The organism is Nocardia sp. CY41 (assembly GCF_009829325.1).
Lineage (GTDB): Bacteria > Actinomycetota > Actinomycetes > Mycobacteriales > Mycobacteriaceae > Nocardia.
On sequence record NZ_VUOS01000020.1, the window covers coordinates 174,858 to 193,243 of the forward strand.

General features: G+C 68.2%; 15 protein-coding genes and 1 pseudogene. 10 read left to right on the forward strand and 6 right to left on the reverse strand.

Annotated features, from left to right (window positions below):
• The first annotated feature begins 152 nt into the window (after positions 1–152).
• Positions 153–1,025, forward strand: coding sequence for a glucose-1-phosphate thymidylyltransferase RfbA (gene rfbA, locus GVY64_RS22685; protein ID WP_159844696.1), 873 nt, complete (start codon positions 153–155; stop codon positions 1,023–1,025).
• A 2-nt stretch (positions 1,026–1,027) separates the two neighbouring features.
• Positions 1,028–1,576 (forward strand): dTDP-4-dehydrorhamnose 3,5-epimerase family protein, encoded by a 549-nt coding sequence (locus GVY64_RS22690; RefSeq protein WP_159844862.1) that lies wholly within the window; start codon positions 1,028–1,030, stop codon positions 1,574–1,576.
• Positions 1,577–1,945: 369 nt separating this feature from the next.
• Here the strand turns inward: GVY64_RS22690 and GVY64_RS22695 are convergent, their stop codons facing one another.
• Positions 1,946–3,412: an MFS transporter gene (locus GVY64_RS22695; protein ID WP_159844699.1), complete on the reverse strand. Its 1,467-nt coding sequence runs from the start codon at positions 3,410–3,412 to the stop codon at positions 1,946–1,948.
• A gap of 85 nt (positions 3,413–3,497) precedes the next feature.
• Here GVY64_RS22695 and GVY64_RS22700 point away from each other — a divergent pair, with 85 nt between their 5' ends.
• The gene (locus GVY64_RS22700) at positions 3,498–3,926 is read left to right on the forward strand and encodes a MarR family winged helix-turn-helix transcriptional regulator (protein ID WP_159844702.1); all 429 of its coding nucleotides are present in this window, start codon (positions 3,498–3,500) and stop codon (positions 3,924–3,926) included.
• A 23-nt stretch (positions 3,927–3,949) separates the two neighbouring features.
• Here GVY64_RS22700 and GVY64_RS22705 read toward each other — a convergent pair whose 3' ends face one another.
• Both GVY64_RS22705 and GVY64_RS22710 read right to left on the reverse strand, forming a co-directional pair.
• On the reverse strand, positions 3,950–4,792 hold the full coding sequence (locus tag GVY64_RS22705) for a helix-turn-helix domain-containing protein (RefSeq protein WP_236567060.1): 843 nt from the start codon (positions 4,790–4,792) through the stop codon (positions 3,950–3,952).
• Positions 4,793–5,027: 235 nt separating this feature from the next.
• Positions 5,028–5,606 (reverse strand): DUF4282 domain-containing protein, encoded by a 579-nt coding sequence (locus GVY64_RS22710; RefSeq protein WP_159844708.1) that lies wholly within the window; start codon positions 5,604–5,606, stop codon positions 5,028–5,030.
• 510 nt (positions 5,607–6,116) lie between these two features.
• Between GVY64_RS22710 and GVY64_RS22715 the strand changes: the two genes are divergently transcribed.
• The 3 genes from GVY64_RS22715 (at position 6,117) to GVY64_RS22725 (ending at position 9,911) form a co-directional block, all read left to right on the forward strand.
• Positions 6,117–6,635: a hypothetical protein gene (locus GVY64_RS22715; protein WP_236567061.1), complete on the forward strand. Its 519-nt coding sequence runs from the start codon at positions 6,117–6,119 to the stop codon at positions 6,633–6,635.
• Between the two features lie 198 nt (positions 6,636–6,833).
• The gene (locus GVY64_RS22720) at positions 6,834–9,020 is read left to right on the forward strand and encodes a molybdopterin-dependent oxidoreductase (protein WP_159844711.1); all 2,187 of its coding nucleotides are present in this window, start codon (positions 6,834–6,836) and stop codon (positions 9,018–9,020) included.
• Between the two features lie 231 nt (positions 9,021–9,251).
• The gene (locus tag GVY64_RS22725; RefSeq protein ID WP_159844714.1) at positions 9,252–9,911 is read left to right on the forward strand and encodes a pyridoxamine 5'-phosphate oxidase family protein; all 660 of its coding nucleotides are present in this window, start codon (positions 9,252–9,254) and stop codon (positions 9,909–9,911) included.
• A gap of 74 nt (positions 9,912–9,985) precedes the next feature.
• Here GVY64_RS22725 and GVY64_RS22730 read toward each other — a convergent pair whose 3' ends face one another.
• The 3 genes from GVY64_RS22730 to GVY64_RS22740 all read right to left on the reverse strand — a co-directional run bounded on the left by GVY64_RS22730 (position 9,986) and on the right by GVY64_RS22740 (position 11,838).
• Positions 9,986–10,366, reverse strand: coding sequence for a hypothetical protein (locus GVY64_RS22730; RefSeq protein ID WP_159844716.1), 381 nt, complete (start codon positions 10,364–10,366; stop codon positions 9,986–9,988).
• A gap of 85 nt (positions 10,367–10,451) precedes the next feature.
• On the reverse strand, positions 10,452–11,078 hold the full coding sequence (locus GVY64_RS22735; RefSeq protein ID WP_159844719.1) for a hypothetical protein: 627 nt from the start codon (positions 11,076–11,078) through the stop codon (positions 10,452–10,454).
• 304 nt (positions 11,079–11,382) lie between these two features.
• Positions 11,383–11,838, reverse strand: coding sequence for a GtrA family protein (locus GVY64_RS22740; protein WP_236567062.1), 456 nt, complete (start codon positions 11,836–11,838; stop codon positions 11,383–11,385).
• A 118-nt stretch (positions 11,839–11,956) separates the two neighbouring features.
• Here GVY64_RS22740 and GVY64_RS22745 point away from each other — a divergent pair, with 118 nt between their 5' ends.
• From GVY64_RS22745 to GVY64_RS22760, 4 genes and pseudogenes are all read left to right on the forward strand, one after another.
• Positions 11,957–13,444: an FAD-binding oxidoreductase gene (locus GVY64_RS22745; RefSeq protein WP_236567063.1), complete on the forward strand. Its 1,488-nt coding sequence runs from the start codon at positions 11,957–11,959 to the stop codon at positions 13,442–13,444.
• The gene (locus GVY64_RS22750; RefSeq protein WP_159844725.1) at positions 13,441–14,202 is read left to right on the forward strand and encodes a decaprenylphospho-beta-D-erythro-pentofuranosid-2-ulose 2-reductase; all 762 of its coding nucleotides are present in this window, start codon (positions 13,441–13,443) and stop codon (positions 14,200–14,202) included. The genes GVY64_RS22745 and GVY64_RS22750 overlap by 4 nt, the downstream gene beginning before the upstream one ends.
• Positions 14,203–14,412: 210 nt before the next feature.
• Positions 14,413–16,371 carry a galactan 5-O-arabinofuranosyltransferase gene (locus GVY64_RS22755; RefSeq protein ID WP_159844868.1) on the forward strand — a complete coding sequence of 653 codons (1,959 nt, stop codon included), beginning with the start codon at positions 14,413–14,415 and terminating at the stop codon, positions 16,369–16,371.
• A 135-nt stretch (positions 16,372–16,506) separates the two neighbouring features.
• A pseudogene (locus GVY64_RS22760) lies at positions 16,507–18,379 on the forward strand (glycosyl transferase).
• Positions 18,380–18,386 lie beyond the last annotated feature (7 nt).

The window sequence follows — 18,386 nt, forward strand, 5'->3', positions numbered from 1 at the left end:
TCTCACGCAGTGTCTTCTCAGAACACCATGCGCATCGTGACCTACGCAACAGAATCGCTCCAACCCCGCCGCGGCGAAACAGCCGTGACCGAATCGAGGGCTACTCGGAACCTCATCGAATCCCGGAGCCGAGAAACTGGCAGACTCCAGGCATGCGCGGAATCATTCTGGCGGGCGGCACCGGCTCCCGGTTGCACCCGATCACGCGCGGGGTGAGCAAGCAGCTGGTCCCGGTCTACGACAAACCCATGGTCTACTACCCCCTTTCCACGCTGATGCTCGCGGGGATCAGGGACATCCTGGTGATCACGACGCCTGAGGACGCCGCGGCGTTCCGGCGGCTGCTCGGCGACGGCACGCAGTTCGGGCTGTCCCTCGACTACGTGGTCCAGCCCGAGCCGGACGGCCTGGCCAGGGCCTTCGTCCTGGGCGCCGATCACATCGGCGGCGATTGCGCCGCACTGGTGCTCGGCGACAACATCTTTCACGGCCCCGGTCTCGGCACCAGCCTCAATCGCTTCCACGGGATCGACGGCGGCGCGGTGTTCGCGTACTGGGTCTCCGATCCGACCGCCTACGGCGTGGTGGAGTTCACCGAAGGACGCGCGGTGTCCATCGAGGAGAAGCCCAAGGTTCCCCGGTCGAACTACGCCATTCCGGGGCTGTACTTCTACGACAACGACGTGGTGGAGATCGCCCGGTCGCTGCGGCCGTCCGCACGCGGCGAATACGAGATCACCGACATCAATCGCGCCTATCTGGAACAGGATCGCCTGAGCGTGGACGTGCTCGCCCGCGGCACCGCGTGGCTGGACACCGGTACCTTCGATTCCCTGCTCGACGCGGCCAATTACGTGCGCACCATCGAGGAGCGGCAGGGCCTCAAGATCGGCGTTCCCGAGGAGGTGGCTTGGCGGATGGGCTTCATCGACGACGAGCAGCTGCGCCGGCTCGCCGAACCGATGGTCCGCTCGGGGTACGGCCGCTATCTGCTCGATCTGCTCGACCGCGGACGGGACTGGTGAGCATGGAGTTCCGGGAGCTCGCGGTGCCGGGTGCGTGGGTGGTCACCCCGCGCCAGCACGGCGACGATCGCGGCATGTTCCTCGAGGGGTTCAAGGCCTCGGAGTTCGAGAAGGCGACCGGGCGACCGTTCGACCTGCGGCAGGTCAACTGCTCGGTGTCGGCCGCCGGGGTGCTGCGCGGCATCCACTACACCGAGGACCCACCGGGCCAGGCCAAGTACGTGACCTGCGTACGCGGCGCGTTCCTCGACGTGGTGGTCGACCTGCGTCCCGGCTCACCGACCTACGGGCGCTGGGACAGTGTGCTGCTCGACGACGTCGACCGGCGCTCGGTGTTCCTGTCCGAGGGTCTCGGCCACGCGATCCTCTCCCTGGAGGACGGATCGACGGTCACCTACCTGTGCTCGCTGGAGTACCAGCCGGAGTTCGACCACGACATCGACGCGTTCGATCCCACGCTGGGCATCGAGTGGCCACGGCTGGGGCGCGACGGCAAGGAACTCACCTTCGTCCGTTCCGCGAAAGACACTGCGGCTCCGCCGTTCTCCTGATCGGAGCAGAGCCGCCCGGCAATACCCGGGCGACCAAGACGCAGCGCGATCCGCACGAGCCCGCGCCGGCGAGCGACGGGCGCAGCCCGCGTGAGGGCGTCACCGCACCCAGGCAATTCGATGATGAGGGCGAGGCGGCAGCACGAGGACGCACTGGACATCGAGCCCGCGGCGGGCAGAGCGAAGGCGACGCAGCGGAACGAAGTCGATAGCCGGCCGGACTTCGTGCCAGGCTGAGCGAAGGCAGGGCAGCCACACGAAGTGACGCGGCCTGGCCGATTCCCAGCCGAGCAAGGGTTGGCGGGGACCGCGTACGCCGAGCGCCGCCACCCGGTGCGGGGTGACGGCGCGAGGCGGACGGTGCGGCGGTCAGCCGACGAGTTCCAAATCCTTCGGCGCTTCCGCCACCCGCTCCTGGCCGCGGAACCGCGGCACGAAAGCCAGCAAGGCGACCAGCGCGCCGACGATGGACACGCCCGCGGCGAATTCCAGACCAGGGCGGTAGGTGTCGAGCATTCCCGCGGCGGAGATGTCGGCGTGCGCGCCGGAGGAGATGATCGCCGTGGTCACCGCGAGCACAATGGCCGCGCCGACCTGCATGGACGTCTGCAGTACCCCTGCGGCGAGGCCCTGCTCGTCGTCATCGATGCCGTTGGTGGCCTGAATGTTGATGGCGGGGAAGCCGACCCACCCGATGCCGATGAGCAGCACGGCGGGCAGCAGCATCGTCAGGTAGGAGGGGGCGGTGTCCAGCCGCAGGAACAGCAGGTATCCGATGGCCATCACGACCATGGTCACCGCGATCACCGGCCCGGTGCCGAAGCGGTCCACCAGCTTGTCGGAGAAGAAGGCCGACAGCACCACCAGCAGACCGACCGGCAGCAGCGCCATGGCCAGCTTCAGCGGAGACCAGCCGAGAGTGTCCTGCATGTAGAGCGTGACGATGAACTGCCAGCTGAAGTAGGAACCCGCCACCGCGACGATCGCGAGACTGGCGCGGACCAGCGAGGTCTTGCGCAGGATGCCCAGGCGCACCAACGGGTAGCGCACCCGCTTCTCCGTCGCGACGAACCCGGCGAACAGCGCGACGACCGCGAGGAACGAGCCGATGGTGCGCGCCGAGGCCCAGCCGGCTTCCGGCGCGGCCACCACGGTGTAGACCAGCAGCAGCATGGCGGCGGTGGACAGCAGCGCTCCCAGCAGATCGTGTCCGCCTTCCTCGGCGGGCTTGTCCTTGGGCACCAGCACGAACGCGGCGGCCAGCGCGGCGAGCGCGATCGGCACCGGGAGCAGGAATGTCCAGCGCCAGCCGACACCGGTCATCAGGCCGCCGAACAACAGGCCCATGGAGTAGCCGCCCGCGCCGAACACCGTGTAGATGGACAGCGCCTTGTTCCTGGCCGGGCCCTCGGCGAAGTTGGTGGTGATGATGGACAGGCCGGTCGGCGCGGTGAACGCGGCAGCGAGGCCCTTGACGAAGCGGGTGAGGATCAACAGCGGACCCGAGCTGACCAGGCCACCGGCCAACGAGGCGACCGCGAAGACCGCGAGCGCGATCAGGAAGACCTTGCGCCGCCCGAGCAGGTCGGCGGTGCGGCCGCCGAGTAGCAGCAGACCGCCGTAGCCGAGCACGTAGCCGCTGACCAGCCATTGCAGGGTGGAGGTGGACAGATCGAGTTCCGCGCCGATGGACGGCAACGCGACACCGATCATCGAAACGTCGAGACCGTCGAGGAACAACACGATGCAGAGCGTGATCAGCATGCCCCAAAGCCGGGCTGACCATCTGGTCGGATCGATCGCCTGAGCGGCCGAGAGCGTGGCTGGTGAAGTCATGCGGGGAACATTACATGCGCGTGCATTGAATGCCAACACATTTAATGCGATTGCATGGATCGGCTCGGCCCACTAAGATGGGGCCATGTCGAAGCCGACCACCGTCAGCACATCCCGCCGCGCCCTCGCGCCGGCCGGGCTGGTCGGCGAGTGGCGCGAGCTGCTCGACCGGCACGCGGCGGTGAGTTGCGCGCTCGAGAAAGCGCTCCAGAACGGTCACGGGATCGGGCTCAGCGAATTCGAGACGCTGGACCGGCTGGTCGACGCGAACTGCGGCGACTACCGCATGAGCGATCTGGCCAACGACATCTACCTCAGCCAGAGCGCGCTCTCGCGAGCCGTGGCACGGCTGGAGCGCGACGGCCTGGTACAGCGCACCATGTGCGCGGAAGACCGCCGCGCCGTGTTCGTCTGCCTCACCGAGAAGGGCCGTTCGGTCTACGAGCAGGCCTTGCCCACCCACCGCGCGGTACTGAGCGACACCTGGGACCTGCCCGGGCCGCCGAGGTGCTGATCAGCGCCGGATAGGCGTCCCGGTCAGAGCGATATCCGGACTTCCTCGATGCGTGCGCGCGGATCGACCGCCGCCGCCTCGATGCTCGCGAATGCGGTTCGGAATCGTGCGATCTCGGGTTCCTTGTCCACGTAGACCGGTCCCGTGAACGCCTCCAGATAGACCACCGGCGGTTCGGGCTGTTCACCGGAACGCACATCCGGGAACTCCAGCAGAACGAACCGACCCGAGGTCATGCCGTCGTGATAGCCGCAATCCCCGGGCACCAATCGGATCCGGACGTTGGGCAACTCGGCCATCCGCAGCAGGTGATCGAGTTGCCCGGCGGCCACCTCCGGATCACCGATGCGTCGGCGCAGCACCGCCTCGTCGATCAGCGCGTCCAGCTCCAGCGGCGCGTTCGGGCGGGTGACCAGCGCCTGCCTGGCCTGACGCAGGCGCACCCTGCGGTCGACTTCGTCGGCGGACAGCTCCGGGTGGGCCGCCGCGCACACCGCCCGGGTGTAGCCCTCGGTTTGCAGCAGCCCTGGGACCAGCTCGTTCTCGTAGGTGAGCAGCCGGCAGGCCGCCTCTTCCAGCCCGATGTAGACGTCGAAGCCCTCCGGGATCACGTCGCCGTAGGCGGTCCACCAGCCCTTGGCCTTCGTGTCGCGCGCCAGCGCGCGCAGCGGTTCGAGCAGGTCGGGCGGCGCGCCGTAGACCTTGCACATCGCCTCGACATCGAGACCACGCAGCGAGGTCTGACCGGTCTCGATCCGCCAGATCTTCGCCTCCGACCACTCCAGCTGCTGCGCGGCCACCCGAGTGGTCATCCCGGCCCGGTTGCGTAGGTCACGCAAGTGCCTGCCGAGCTGCCGTCGCGGCATGGTCGATCCGGTCGTTCCTTGCGGTAAAGCCATGCTTCCCCCTGTTTCACCGTGCACCGCCCCGCGAACCGTGTCTGCCAGTGGTCCGGGGCCTTTTCCCGGACACCCGAGGTGGATGTGCCGGGTATCCGAACAGCATTGTTCACAGTGAAACTCGCAGCGGTCACGGCGCGTGTCTCAGCCAAGCCGATGGCTACTGCGAGTCAAACCACTTCCGCACGGTGCGTTTTCGCCCCTACCTGCGCGGGTTGCGCTTGCGAAAACGCCAGAACTGGACCGCGCGAACGTCTTCGGACAGCTGGTTGACCGGCTCGGCCACGTCCGACAACGCCTGGAACAGGTCGTCGGCCAGCTCACTGATGTGCTCCACCCTTGTCGCCAGCCGCGAGGCGTTGACCAGGAACTCGAGCATCAGGCGTACGGCGGCCGCGATGGTCAGGCCGAGCGGGACGCCCAGCAACGCGGCGAGCACTCCGAGTACCGCGGACACCCGCCATGCCGAGACCGTCAGCGTGATGGGCACGGCGACGGCGAACACCAACCCCAGGATGTAGGCCAGCGGCAAGAGCGTGCGGGTGGCCGGGCGATGGAACTGCACGTCGACCAAGGCACGCGCCGCCGCGGCGCTCCACTGCGCGAAGGCACGCGGACTGCGGAACGGCTCGGCGGGCTGTTCTTCGTCGGAGGCGGCCCCGGCGAAGCGCTCGGCCGCAGGCTCCTTCCAGGTGAGCCGGCGCGACTCGGCCTCGTACTCCCCGGGGTCCGCCACCGCGCGGTCCGGGTCCGCGCCGGTGCTGTGGGATTCGTCACTCATGCCGGGTCCTCCTCCACATGCGCGGGCCCTCCGTTGTCACGCCGGCCGCCGCCGCGCCCGACGCTCATGCTGTGTGCGTTGCGGCATGAGCGAGGACCCTGCGTGGTCACGCTGCGCTGCCGCCTCCGGGCCTGACCGCTCATGCTGTGTGCGTTGCGGCATGAGCGAGGACCCTGCGTGGTCACGCTGCGCTGCCGCCTCCGGGCCTGACCGCTCATGCCGAGATCCTTCCTGCCCGAGGCGAGCGAATCCAGCCGGAAACGCGCGCCACCGGTATGTTCTCGCACCCGCGACCCCCTTAGGGGCCATCCACAGCGACCTCACAGCTCCGGCGCAGCCAGTGGACAGGTCCGGGACCGAAAGTGGCTGCGTGGCAACCATGGCGAGCCACCTCGGGATGCCCGGCGATACACGGACGAACCCCTCGGAAATGAGACGTAGGCGACACTCCGGAAATTTTCTGGGATAACGCGTAACGCTCGAGGCAGCGCCCGCCGATACGACCCATGAATGCAGGACCCAGAGATCTACCGGGGAATGGAGAAGACAGTGCGCACCACGTTTCCGACTTCCGTCCAGGCGGCCGAGCTGACCGCCGCTGCGCAGGAGTACGACCAGCGCGGGTGGACGGTCGCCGAAACGGCCAACGGTCTGAGCCTGGTCACCGACGACGACCTGTCCGGCATCGAGGTCACCGGCGAACTGGCCGGCGAGGTCCGCCGCTTCCTGCGCGCGAACAACCTGTCCGGTGCGGTGATCGAGATTCCCGGCCCGGAACGTCGCGAGATCCACCTGGTCACCGGCGTCCGCAAGGCCGCGATGGCGCTGCAGGCGCTGCGCGAGGCCGGGGCCACCGTGTACACCGACGGCGCGGGCATCCCGCTGCCGCCCACCCAGCTGTCGGCCGGTTCGGCCTGCTGGGGCGTCGCTCCCGCCGAAGCCCGCTGGGTGCCGCCGGTCGTCGCGATCGCCGCGGCCGTACGCGCCGCCACCACGTCGCGTCGCGCCAAGCTGACCATCGCCTGCTGAACACCCTGATCCAGTTCACCTGCTGATCGCAGGCCGGGGCCGCGCTACCCGGCCTGTTTGCGACCGGTATCCGCCCCGGCGCTCCGGCTCCCCACCCCGGAGCGCCACCGGGTACCGGTCGTTCGGCATTGCCGATATCGAGCGCGCGGATGTCGAGCGTTCTCTTTTCAGTTTCACGACCGGACGCCAAGATGGGGTATGGCCCCGATCACGCAATCGCGCAATCTGCTGCGGACCTGCCCGCTCTGTGAGGCGGTCTGCGGCCTGGACATCACCCTGGACGCCGACGACCATGTGACCTCGGTCCGCGGCGACCGCAGCGACCCTTTCAGCAAGGGCTTCATCTGCCCTAAAGGAGCCAGCTTCGGCCACCTCGACGAGGATCCGGACCGGGTGACCGAACCGCTGATCCGCGATCGTGCGACCGGCACCTGGCGCACCGCGAGCTGGGACGAAGCCTTCGATTACATCGCCGAGCGGTTTCCCGCCGTCGTGGCCGAGCACGGGAATCAATCGGCCGCCGCTTACTTGGGCAACCCCAACGCGCACACCGTGGCGGGCGCCCTGTACGTGCCGATGTTGCTGCGAGCGTTGGGCACCAAGAACATCTACTCGGCCAGCACCGCGGATCAGATGCCCAAGCAGGTGGCCAGTGGGCTGATGTTCGGCGATCCGCTGACCGTGCCGGTGCCCGACCTGGACCGCACCGATTATCTGCTGATGCTGGGGGCCAATCCGCTGGAATCGAACGGTTCGCTGTGCACCGCACCGGATTTCCCGGGCAGGCTGAAGGCGCTGCGCGGCAGGGGCGGTCGCTTCGTAGTGGTCGATCCGCGGGTGACCCGCACCGCGAAACTCGCCGACGAGCACCTGTTCATCCGGCCGGGCAGCGACGCATACCTGCTGTTCGGCATCGTGCACACACTCTTCGCCGAGCAATTGACCGACCTGCGCGTCGAGGTCACCGGACTGGAGGAATTGCGCACGGCCGCCGCGCCGTTCGATCCGGACACGGTCGCGGCGCGCACCGGCGTACCCGCAGCGACGATCGTGCGGCTCGCCCGGGAACTCGCGGCGGCGCCGACCGCCGTGGTGTACGCCCGCATCGGCACCTGCACCGCGGAATTCGGCACGATCACGCAGTGGCTGGTCGACGCGATCAACGCGCTGACCGGCAACCTCGATTCCCCCGGCGGCGCGATGTTCGCCACCGCCGCGGCCGGCGGCATCCCCCGGACCAGGCCGTTCCGTGCCGGGCGCTGGACCAGCCGGGTCCGCGAGCTGCCGGAGGCGATGGGCGAGCTGCCCGTCGCGACGCTCGCCGACGAGATCGCCACGCCGGGCGAGGGGCAGATCCGCGCCCTGGTGACGGTCGCGGGCAACCCGGTGCTGTCCGCGCCGAGCGGCGCCCGCCTGGACGAGGCGTTCGCCGAGCTCGACTTCATGGTGAGCGTGGACCGCTACGTGAACGAGACCACCAAGCACGCCGATGTGATCCTGCCTCCCCCGCGGCCCACCCAGTCCCCGCACTACGATTTCGCGCTGCTGCAATTCGCCGTGCGCAACTACACCCGCTACTCGCGTCCGCTGGTCCCGCTGGGTGACCGGCCCTCCGAGCCCGCTGTCCTGGCTCGTCTCGCGGCCGCGCTGACCGGCAGGCCGCACGACGGCTCCGACGGGGTCGACCCGCTCACCGCCATGGACGAACTCGTCATCGCGGGTCTGCTGCACAAGGCCGGGCTGGCGGAGCGGCGCGGTGATCTGATCGGGGAGAACAGCACCGAGCAGCGCATCGACCTGATGTTGCGCCTCGGGCCGTACGGCGAATGGAACGGCGGCACGCTCAATCTGCAGATGCTTCTGGACAACCCGCACGGCATCGATCTCGGCCCGTTGCAGCCGCGTCTGCCCGGCGTGCTGCGCACGGCGAGCGGGCGGGTGGATCTGGCCCCGCAGCCGTTGCTGGACGACGTGGCGCGCATGCGGGCGCGGCTGTCCGACGCCGCACCGGAGATCGTGCTGATCGGGCGACGGCAGCTGCGGTCCAACAACAGCTGGATGCACAACATCGCACCGTTGGTGAGCGGATCGAATCGCTGCACCTTGCATATCAATCCGACCGATGTGGAGCGGCTCGGCCTCGGCGATCAGGCGGTGGTGAAGTCGGCCGCCGGGACGCTGACGGTCCCGCTGGAGCCGACCGAAGCCATCATGCCCGGCGTGGTGAGCCTGCCGCATGGCTGGGGCCACGGCGACAGCGGGCAGACCGTGGCGCGCGCGCACGCGGGCGTCAATGCCAATGTGCTCACCGATGATTCGGTGGTCGACGCACCGTCCGGAAACGCCGTGTTCAACGGGGTTCCGGTCACGCTGACCCCGGCCTGACATCCCTCGAATCGCTCCCGCAAATCCCGACCGGCCGGAAACAGTTCCGGCCGGTCGGCTTTTAGCTAATCATCCGAAATGCTTGGTACGCACGGAAATCGGAGCCATTCCAGACCGGGATTTCGACGTTTAACCGCGCCGTTATCATCTAAAATAGATGCATCTCGGTGCGACCGAGGTTCAACGTCGAGCCTGGTGGACCCCAGATTCCGGCGACCAGAGGGGGCGGCGATGCCCGGCACACACAACGGCAGCGAAGGTGAGCGTGAGCTGCAGGAACGGTACGGCACACAGGATCGGGCGCAGCGGTTCTACGACGACCAGGTGCTCGACCGGCTCAATCCGACCATGATCGAATTCATCGGTCGGATGGATATGGCGTTCATCGCCACAGCCGACAAAAGCGGCGAATGCGACGCGAGTTTCCGTGCCGGACTGCCCGGTTTCCTGCATGTCATAGACAACCGTACGATCGCCTATCCGGAATATCGTGGCAACGGCGTCATGGCCAGTCTCGGCAATATCCTGGAGAACCCGCACGTCGGGATATTGCTCATCGATTTCGTGCGCGACCTCATCGGACTGCACATCAACGGTTCGGCCCGCATCGTCTCCGACCCCGCTCTCCGCGCCACCGTGACCGACCTGCCCGTCGACCACAAGGGCCGCGCCGCCCAGCGATGGGTGGTGGTCGACGTGGAGGAAGCGTACATCCACTGCCGCAAGCACATCCCGCATCTCGTCCCGGCCCCGCGCGAACAGCGCGAGTGGGGCACCGACAACGTCCGCGCCAAGGGCGGCGACTACTTCGGAGCCAAGGTGGAAAAGAGCGAGCTCGCCGACACACCCGAGTGGCTCGGCCTCTTCGCCAGCGAATCCTCCACAACCTGAGCACCGGCCCGCCGCACGAGTGGCACACCATGGGACCTCTTCTCGGCAGATGACGCAACCATGCGCCACTGCGATCAGTCTTGGGCGGTGGAGGTTGTGGAGCGGTCGTCCATTGCCGGCGGGGTGGGGTGGGAGCTCGCGGGCTGGAGGACCAGTCCGGCTACCAGTCCTGCGAGTACGACCACCGGTACCGCGATGACCTTCCAGGACCACCTGCGCTCTCTGCCGACCAGGTACAACGTCTTGATCGCCCACACCGGCAGGGACACACTCAGCAGAATCCCGCCGATCACCAGGCCGACAAGCTGATCGGGGACGGTCAGATCACCGAATGGCGACCATTCGAGATGGACCCACAAGAGCACCGCAACACCGAAGACCGCCCCCGTCAGCGCCGCGCCACCCGGCGCGGTGGCGGTGCGCTGTCCACCCCTCCGTAATTCCCTCGCGCGCATGGGATGTATCGATCAGAACCTCCCTCGTGTCCAGAACAATGGGCGTGAACGATGACCGTATCCGGAGCCCTGGCAGATTCGCGTGTCACCGCCACCGATGCACGGCGGCCAGTCGCCTGACCTCCGCTTCGATCGAGTCCCTGGACGTGACGTCGTGCAACCAGCGATCGACTAGGCTCGGCAACCGACGCATCGTTGTCGCAGCGGGAGAGTCCTCGTCGTACTCCGCCATCGGGGTGGGCCAGCGTTCGGCTCCCACGATCGGATGCACGAGATCGTCTGATATCCGGCTGGCGAAGATTGCGGCACGAACCGTGAGAGCAGCCTCTCTCGGGATCGGATTATCGGCGATACGGACCATGAATTCGGTCGCCTGCGCGGGAAGAACTGGGCGGCCTGGCGCGGATGATGTGGCCAGCCGCGCCAATTCACCGCTTACCGATTTCGGGAGAACTCGTTCTCCCGCCCAGCAGCCCTCCCGAACGAATCGGCTGTAGAGCATGACGGGAACAGTAAAGCTATCTAACGTTCCGTCATCGAGATGGGCTCCGCTCAACCGGAGCAGCAGTCCATCCACGAAGTCGCGTTCGATCGGCGACTGCCTGCGAAAATCGTCCACGACGGTGAGCGGTATATGGCCCGCCATCGCCCACCGCCACACGATCTCTCGATCGGTACCGATCACCGCCCACAGCCGATCGATGACCGCCAACAACGAGCTTCCGACTGACGTGATCTCATGAACTCCCCCTTTGGCCGAATTCGGCGCTAGGCCGACGCACATGCCGGTTGACGCCGCAGGATTGCTGGCTCCAACCGACTGTGTACGAGTGATCCCGGATGGCCAACTCAAAATCTATGACGCGCTCGGCTCCGCGTCGCTTCCATCAATTCGGGACAGGATCACATTCGGCTGCAATGAGGCAACGCCTGGAGCCGGAGCCAGCTGCGTAGCAGGCTCGTCGTTCCAGAACAACTCCCCGCCGCTGCGCGGCAGGGGCGCGGCCGTGCGACGGTCAGCGGATCTTGAAGATCACCAAGCGCTGGACGACGAAGTTGATGACGGTGGCCGTGCCCTGGGCGATGACGAAGGCCAGAGGCTGGCGCCACCACTCGCCGGGGAGGGTGAAGTAGAGCAGGTTGTTGATGCCGACCTGCACCGCGAAGGTCACCGCGTAGAGCGCGACGACCGCCAGGAAGCGGAGGCGGCTGGGCGCGGCCTGGAAGGTCCAGCGGCGATTGATCAGGTAGGCCGTCGTGGTGCCCGCCACGAAGCCGATGGACTTGGCGACGCCGACCGGGAGACCGACCAGGTTGAGCAGCAGGCTGTAGAGCCCGTAGTCGACGACGGCCGAGAACCCGCCGGTGAGGGTGAACCGGATGATCTGAGTCTTGAGGTCGACCTCGGTGCCGCCTGGCTCGTCGACCAGGGGCAACTCCGCCGGAAGCGGCAGATGGGGTTCGGCTTGCACGCCGACGAGCGTAGCGTCGAAACGGCGAACGCAGTGATTCGGTTCTAAACCGACGAGTTCGTCACTACCCAGGGGTAGAGCGACCCCGCTCCCATCTGTCGTCATACCTGTAGCCTCTATGCCGATGTCCACGAAAGCTCCGACCGCCACCAAGACAACCGGGAACGACAAAGGCGCCGGCGTCGCGAACGACGGCCCGGCCGCGGGCAGCGCGTTCACTCTTCCGACGCGCACCCGTACGTTGACCGGGTGGGGTCGCACCGCACCCACCTCTTCCGAAGTGCTCTCGACCAGCGATCCCGAACTGATCGCCAAGGCAGTCGCCATGGTCGCCGAGGACAACGACGGCAAGCCCGCCCACCTGCGGCGCGGCGTGATCGCCCGCGGCCTCGGCCGCTCCTACGGCGACCACGCGCAGAACGCGGGCGGCCTGGTCGTCGACATGACCGCGCTGAACAACATCCACCGCATCGACCGCGACACCCGCATCGTGGACGTGGACGGCGGGGTCAGCCTGGACCAGCTCATGAAGGCCGCGCTGCCGTTCGGGCTCTGGGTCCCGGTGCTGCCCGGCACCCGCCAGGTGACCATCGGCGGCGCGATCGCCTCCGACATCCACGGCAAGAACCATCACAGCGAGGGCAGCTTCGGCAACCACGTGCGCTCGATCGATCTGCTCACCGCCGACGGGCAGGTGCAGCACATCACGCCGAAGCGCAACGCCAAGCTGTTCTGGGCGACCGTCGGCGGCAACGGGCTCACCGGCATCATCCTGCGCGCGACCATCGAGATGGTGCCCACCGAGACCGCCTACTTCCTCAACGACGGCGTGAAGACCACGACGCTCGACGAGACCATCGCCGCGCACAGCGACGGCAGCGAGGCGAACTACACCTACTCGAGCGCCTGGTTCGACGTGATCAGCCCGCTGCCCAAGCTGGGCCGGGCCACGATCACCCGGGGCAGGCTGGCCAAGCTCGACGAGCTGCCCAAGCGGCTGCGCAACAAGCCGCTGAAGTTCGACGCGCCGCAGCTGATGACCGTCCCGGACATCTTCCCGAACTGGACGATGAACAAGCTCACGCTGATGTCCATCGGCGAGGCGTACTACCGGATGGGCGGCAACTACACCGGCAAGGTGCAGAACCTGACGCAGTTCTATCACCCGCTGGACATGATCGCGGAGTGGAACCGCGGCTACGGCTCCAACGGCTTCCTGCAGTACCAGTTCGTGGTGCCCACCGAGGCGGTGGAGGAGTTCAAGCGGATCATCGTCGACATCCAGGCGTCCGGGCACTATTCGGCGCTGAACGTGTTCAAGCTGTTCGGCCCGGGCAACCAGGCCCCGCTGAGCTTCCCGATGCCGGGCTGGAACATCTGCGTCGACTTCCCGATCAAGCCGGGCCTCAACGAGCTGGTCGGCGAGCTGGACCGGCGGGTGCTCGAGTTCGGTGGGCGGCTGTACACCGCGAAGGACTCGCGGACCACCGCCGAGACCTTCCACAAGATGTATCCCCGGATCGACGAGTGGATCAAGGTCCGTCGTAGCGTCGATCCCACAGGCGTATTCATGTCCGATATGGCGAGAAGGCTGGAGCTGCAGTGATCAATGCCGTTGGCAACCCCCAGTCGATTCTGCTGCTGGGCGGCACCTCGGAGATCGGCTTGGCGATCTGCGCGGAGTACCTGAAGAAGGGCCCCGCGCGCGTCACCCTCGCGGCATTGCCCGGTGACCCGCTGCGCGAGGGCGCGGTCGCCCAGATGAAGGCGGCGGGCGCGAGCCAGGTCGACGTCATCGACTTCGACGCGCTCGACACCGAGAGCCACCCCAAGGTGATCGACGCCGCCTGGGACGCGGGCGACGTGGACGTCGCGATCGTCGCCTTCGCCCTCGACGGCGATCCCGAGGAGCTGTGGCAGAACCAGGGCAAGGCGGTGCGGGTCGCCCAGATCAACTACACCGCCGCGGTCTCCGTCGGCGTGCTGGTCGGCGAGAAGATGAAGGCGCAGGGCTTCGGGCGGATCATCGCGATGTCCTCGGTCGCCGGTGAGCGGGTGCGGCGCTCGAACTTCGTCTACGGGTCGACCAAGGCCGGTCTGGACGGGTTCTACCTCGGGCTCGGCGAAGCGCTGCGGCCGCACGGCCCGCGCGTGCTGGTGATCCGGCCCGGCATGGTGCGCACCCAGTTCTCGGCGCACGTCAAAGAGGCTCCGCTCACCGTCGACAAGGAAGACGTCGCCGCGCTGGCGGTCGCGGCCTCGCAGCGGGGTAAGGAACTGGTCTGGGCGCCGGGAGCCTTCCGCTACGTGATGATGGTGCTGCGGCACGTCCCGCGCGCCATCTTCCGCAGACTGCCGATCTGACTTCGGCGAACGAGCTCGGTGCCCGCGTGATCGGTGATCGCGCGGGCACCTATCGTCTGACGGAGTGGACCCTGTGAACCCCGGAGGCGCCATGCGAGTAATCCAGTGCGACGAGCGCGGAGCGGTCCGTTGAGCACGGCGACGGCGACGGACGAAGCGCCGCCGCGGCCCGCCGATCCGGCCCCGGCGCGGGGTCGGAAGTCGCTCGCGGTGCGGCAGATCGTCTCGGGTGTCGGCGAGGCCGCGCTCGCGGCGATCGTCGCCGCGGTGGTGGCCGCCGTCGGGCTCGTCGCGTTCTCGCTGGTGCAGTGGCCCGCCTTCAACTCCTCGAACGTGACGCGCGCGCTCACCACCGTGGGGCAGGTCGGCGCGGCGGTCCTGCTCGCCGTCGCGATCGCGCTGCTGCGCCTGCGCAAGTGGCCCTGGGTCGCGAAACTGCTGTCCTGGGTCGGTCTTTCGACGTTCGTCACGTTCACGCTCGGCATGCCGCTGGCGGCGACGAAGCTGTATCTGTTCGGCGTCTCCGTGGATCAGGAGTTCCGCACCGAGTTCCTCACCAGGCTCACCGATTCCGCCGCGCTGCGCGATATGACGTACGCGGATCTGCCGTCGTTCTATCCCGCCGGCTGGTTCTGGATCGGCGGGCGAGTGGGGAATCTGCTCGGGCTGGACGGCTGGGAAATGTTCAAGCCGTACGCGATCGGCTTCCTCGCGGTGGCCGCGGTCGTCGCGCTGGTGCTCTGGTCGCAGCTGATCCGCGCGGATTGGGCGGTGGGCGTCACGGCGGCGAGCACGGCGGTCACCCTGGCTTACGCCGCGCCCGAGGCGTACAGCGCCGTCATCGTGCTGCTGCTGCCGCCCGCCCTGGTGCTCGCCTGGGGCGCGCTCTACCGTCCGCTGGAGGACGTGCGGAACGCGGCGGGCGCCGAGCAGCGCACCGCAGGCGGGTGGGGTGCGGTCGTCGGGACCGGGCTGTTCCTCGGCTGGGCGGCCACGTTCTACACCCTCTACTTCCTGGTGGCCGCCTTCGCGGTCGCCTTGATGGGTCTGCTGGCGGCCTTCCTGGCGGTGCGTGCGCGCCGCGCCGCCGACCATCCGCGGCGTGCTCGCACGGCGACGGACGGGAGCCGCCCCGCCTGGCGCGCGGCGGTGCCACCGCTGGTCCGGCTCGTGGTGATCGCGGTGATCGCCGGGCTGGTCGCGCTCGTCGTGTGGGCGCCATACCTGGCGAAGGCGCTGCGTGGCACGACCGCGAGCTCCGGAACCGCCTTGCACTATCTGCCGGAATCAGGAGCGGAACTGCCCCTGCCGATGTTCCAGCTCTCCCTGCTGGGAGCCCTGTGCCTGCTCGGCACGATCTGGCTGGTACTGCGCGGCGCGTCGTCGCGGCGCGCGCAGGCGCTGGGCATCGGGGTGGCGGCGATCTACCTGTGGACGCTGCTGTCCATGGTGGCGACCGTTGCGGGCACCACGCTGCTGTCGTTCCGGCTGGAGCCGGTACTGCTGGTGCTGCTGTCGGTCGCGGGCGCGTTCGGGTTCGTCGAGGGGGCGCGGGCGATCTACCAGGCGTTGAACGAGCCCGCCCGGTTCCGGCTCGCGGCGATCGTCGTCGCGACGGTCGGCGCGCTGGCGTTCGCGCAGGACATCCCGCATGTCCTGACGCCGGAAATCACCACCGCGTACACGGACACCGACGGTGACGGAAATCGGGCCGACAAACGGGCCGCCTCGGCGGTGTCGCACTACCGCAAGGTGGACGAGGCGCTTGTCGCGCAGACCGGGCGGCCGCGCTCGGAGACGGTGGTGCTCACCGCCGACACCAGTTTCCTTTCCTTCTATCCCTATTTCGGCTTCCAGGCGCTCACCTCGCACTACGCCAATCCGCTCGCCGATTTCGCGGGCCGCGCGGAAACCATCAAGAGCTGGAGCAAGCTGAAGACGTCGCAAGAGTTGCTCGACGCGCTGGCGGCTAGCCCGTGGCGCGCGCCGGACGCGTTCCTGTTCCGGCGCAACGGCGAGGCCTACACCTTGCGGCTGGCCGAGGACGTCTATCCGAACGACCCGAACGTGGCGCGCTACTCGGTCACCTTCCCCGAGGAACTGTTCGCCGACCCGCGTTTCACCACCACGAACATCGGTCCGTTCACGCTGGTCACCGTCCACCGCTGACATCGCGGCGGTTGAACTCGCGCGGAGTGGATACCCCTCTCGTTTGTCGGTCCACGCGCAGCGTGGTGGGTACGGAGGGAGCTGTCGAGGAGTGATGCGCGGGTGACACGAGCACAGGACGTCGAGACCGGCTCGGTGACGGAATCGACGTCGGTCGCGGTCGCGACGGAGGAAGCGACGGCGGCCGGGGTGCTCGCGGGTCCCGCGCGTGCCCGGTGGCTTCCCCGATTCCGGGCCGGTGGCGCCGATCTGCTCGCCGGAGTCGGTTACCTGACGCTGGCCGCGGTGGTGCTGTCGGGTCAGTGGCGCGACACCGACAGCGGATACCTGGTCAAGAGCGGTCAGGACCAGACGATGTGGGAATGGTTCTTCGCCGTCACCGCGCACTCGGTGGAGACCATGCGCAACCCGCTCGGCACCGACCTGCAGAACTTCCCCGCCGGGGTGAACATGATGGCCAACACGGCCATGTTCGGCGTCGGCGTGCCGCTGACGCCGGTCACCCTGCTGTTCGGGCCCACCGTCACCTTCGTGCTCGTGCTCACCGCCGGTCTGGGCGGGACGGCGTTCGCCTGGTATCGCCTGTTCGCCCGCGAGCTCGTCCGGTCCCGGGCCGCGGCGGTACTCGGCGGCCTGTTCTGTGGTTTCGCGCCCGGGATGATCTCGCACGCCAACGCGCATCCGAACTTCGTCGTGCTGCTGTTGCTTCCCATCATCGCGGGACGACTGATCCGGATGGCGCGGCGAGCGGCCGCGGCGGAACCGGAACGGCCGCGCGGGCGGGTGCGCGACGCCGTCGTGCTCGGCCTGCTGGTCGCCATGCAGATCGCGCTCGGCGAGGAACCGCTGTTGATCTTCGCTCTCGCGTTCGCGCTGTTCGCGTCGGTCTACTATCTGCACACGCCGCGCGTCGCACTGCACGTGACGCGTGCGCTCGCCCCCACCCTCGTGCTGGCCGCGGTGATCACGCTGGCGTCGGCCGAGATCCCGTTGTGGTGGCAATTCTTCGGACCGCAGAGCTACCGGTCGATCGACCACGGCCCGATGGGCAACGACCTGCTAGCGCTGGTGCAGTTCCCGTCCGAATCGCTGGGCGGCGTGTTCGCTCCCGGGCAGAACGTGGCGATCAACCCGACCGAGCAGAACGCGTACTTCGGCTGGCCGCTGCTGCTCTTGGTGGTGTGCGCGGTGGGACTGCTGTGGCGTGACCGGGTGGTGCGGGCCGCGGGCGCGGTGATCGCGGTCTTCGGAGTGCTGTCCCTGGGCGCGGTCGCCACGATCGGTAAGCGGCCGACCGGCGTCGAACTGCCGTGGCGCTGGGCCGAACACGTTCCGCTGCTGAACACGGTGCTGGAGAGCCGACTCAGCATGGCTGCGATCCCGGCCATCGCGGTCGTGCTCGCTGCGGCCACCGAACGCGCGGTGACGACCTGGACGCAGTCGGCGGTGGACTGGAAGCCGCTCGCGTGGTTCGGCGCGGTCACGTGTGCCCTGCTGCCGCTGATCCCGACCATCCTGCCGGTCGTCGAGCGGACGCCGACACCGGATTTCTTCGCCGACGGCGCCGTCCGCCGCTACGTCGGCGACGGTTCGGTGGTCGTGGTGCCGCCACCCCGGCCGCCCGACGCGCGGGCGCTGCGCTGGCAGGCCGACGCCGGATTCTCCTTCCCGCTGGCCGGTGGTTACTTCGTGGGGCCGACCGGTGCGACCAAGAAAGGGATCTACGGCCCCGAGGCCCGGCCGACCGCCACGCTGCTGGTGCAGGCGCAGGACACGGGGGGGGGTTCCGCCGATCGACGCGGGCGTGCGCGCTCGCGCGCTGGACGACCTGCGATTCTGGCGCGCCGACGTCCTTGTGCTGCCCGCGACGAAGAACGGCGAGGTGCTGCGGGAAACCGTCACGCAGCTGCTCGGATTCACGCCGACGCGGGTCGAGGACGTCTGGTTGTGGGACGTTCATACGCTGCGCTCGTCGGGGGCAGTCGGGATCACACCGGACGGTAGCTAGCATCAAC

What these genes read in the sequence shown, in the direction of transcription:
- rfbA (WP_159844696.1), top strand. Translation starts at nt 153, where the DNA reads ATGCGCGGAATCATTCTGGCGGGCGGCACCGGCTCCCGGTTGCACCCG.
- GVY64_RS22745 (WP_236567063.1), top strand. Translation starts at nt 11,957, where the DNA reads ATGCCGATGTCCACGAAAGCTCCGACCGCCACCAAGACAACCGGGAAC.
- GVY64_RS22720 (WP_159844711.1), top strand. Translation starts at nt 6,834, where the DNA reads ATGGCCCCGATCACGCAATCGCGCAATCTGCTGCGGACCTGCCCGCTC.
- GVY64_RS22710 (WP_159844708.1), bottom strand. Translation starts at nt 5,606, where the DNA reads ATGAGTGACGAATCCCACAGCACCGGCGCGGACCCGGACCGCGCGGTG.
- GVY64_RS22705 (WP_236567060.1), bottom strand. Translation starts at nt 4,792, where the DNA reads ATGCCGCGACGGCAGCTCGGCAGGCACTTGCGTGACCTACGCAACCGG.
- GVY64_RS22730 (WP_159844716.1), bottom strand. Translation starts at nt 10,366, where the DNA reads ATGCGCGCGAGGGAATTACGGAGGGGTGGACAGCGCACCGCCACCGCG.
- GVY64_RS22695 (WP_159844699.1), bottom strand. Translation starts at nt 3,412, where the DNA reads ATGACTTCACCAGCCACGCTCTCGGCCGCTCAGGCGATCGATCCGACC.
- GVY64_RS22690 (WP_159844862.1), top strand. Translation starts at nt 1,028, where the DNA reads ATGGAGTTCCGGGAGCTCGCGGTGCCGGGTGCGTGGGTGGTCACCCCG.
- GVY64_RS22715 (WP_236567061.1), top strand. Translation starts at nt 6,117, where the DNA reads ATGCAGGACCCAGAGATCTACCGGGGAATGGAGAAGACAGTGCGCACC.
- GVY64_RS22700 (WP_159844702.1), top strand. Translation starts at nt 3,498, where the DNA reads ATGTCGAAGCCGACCACCGTCAGCACATCCCGCCGCGCCCTCGCGCCG.
- GVY64_RS22725 (WP_159844714.1), top strand. Translation starts at nt 9,252, where the DNA reads ATGCCCGGCACACACAACGGCAGCGAAGGTGAGCGTGAGCTGCAGGAA.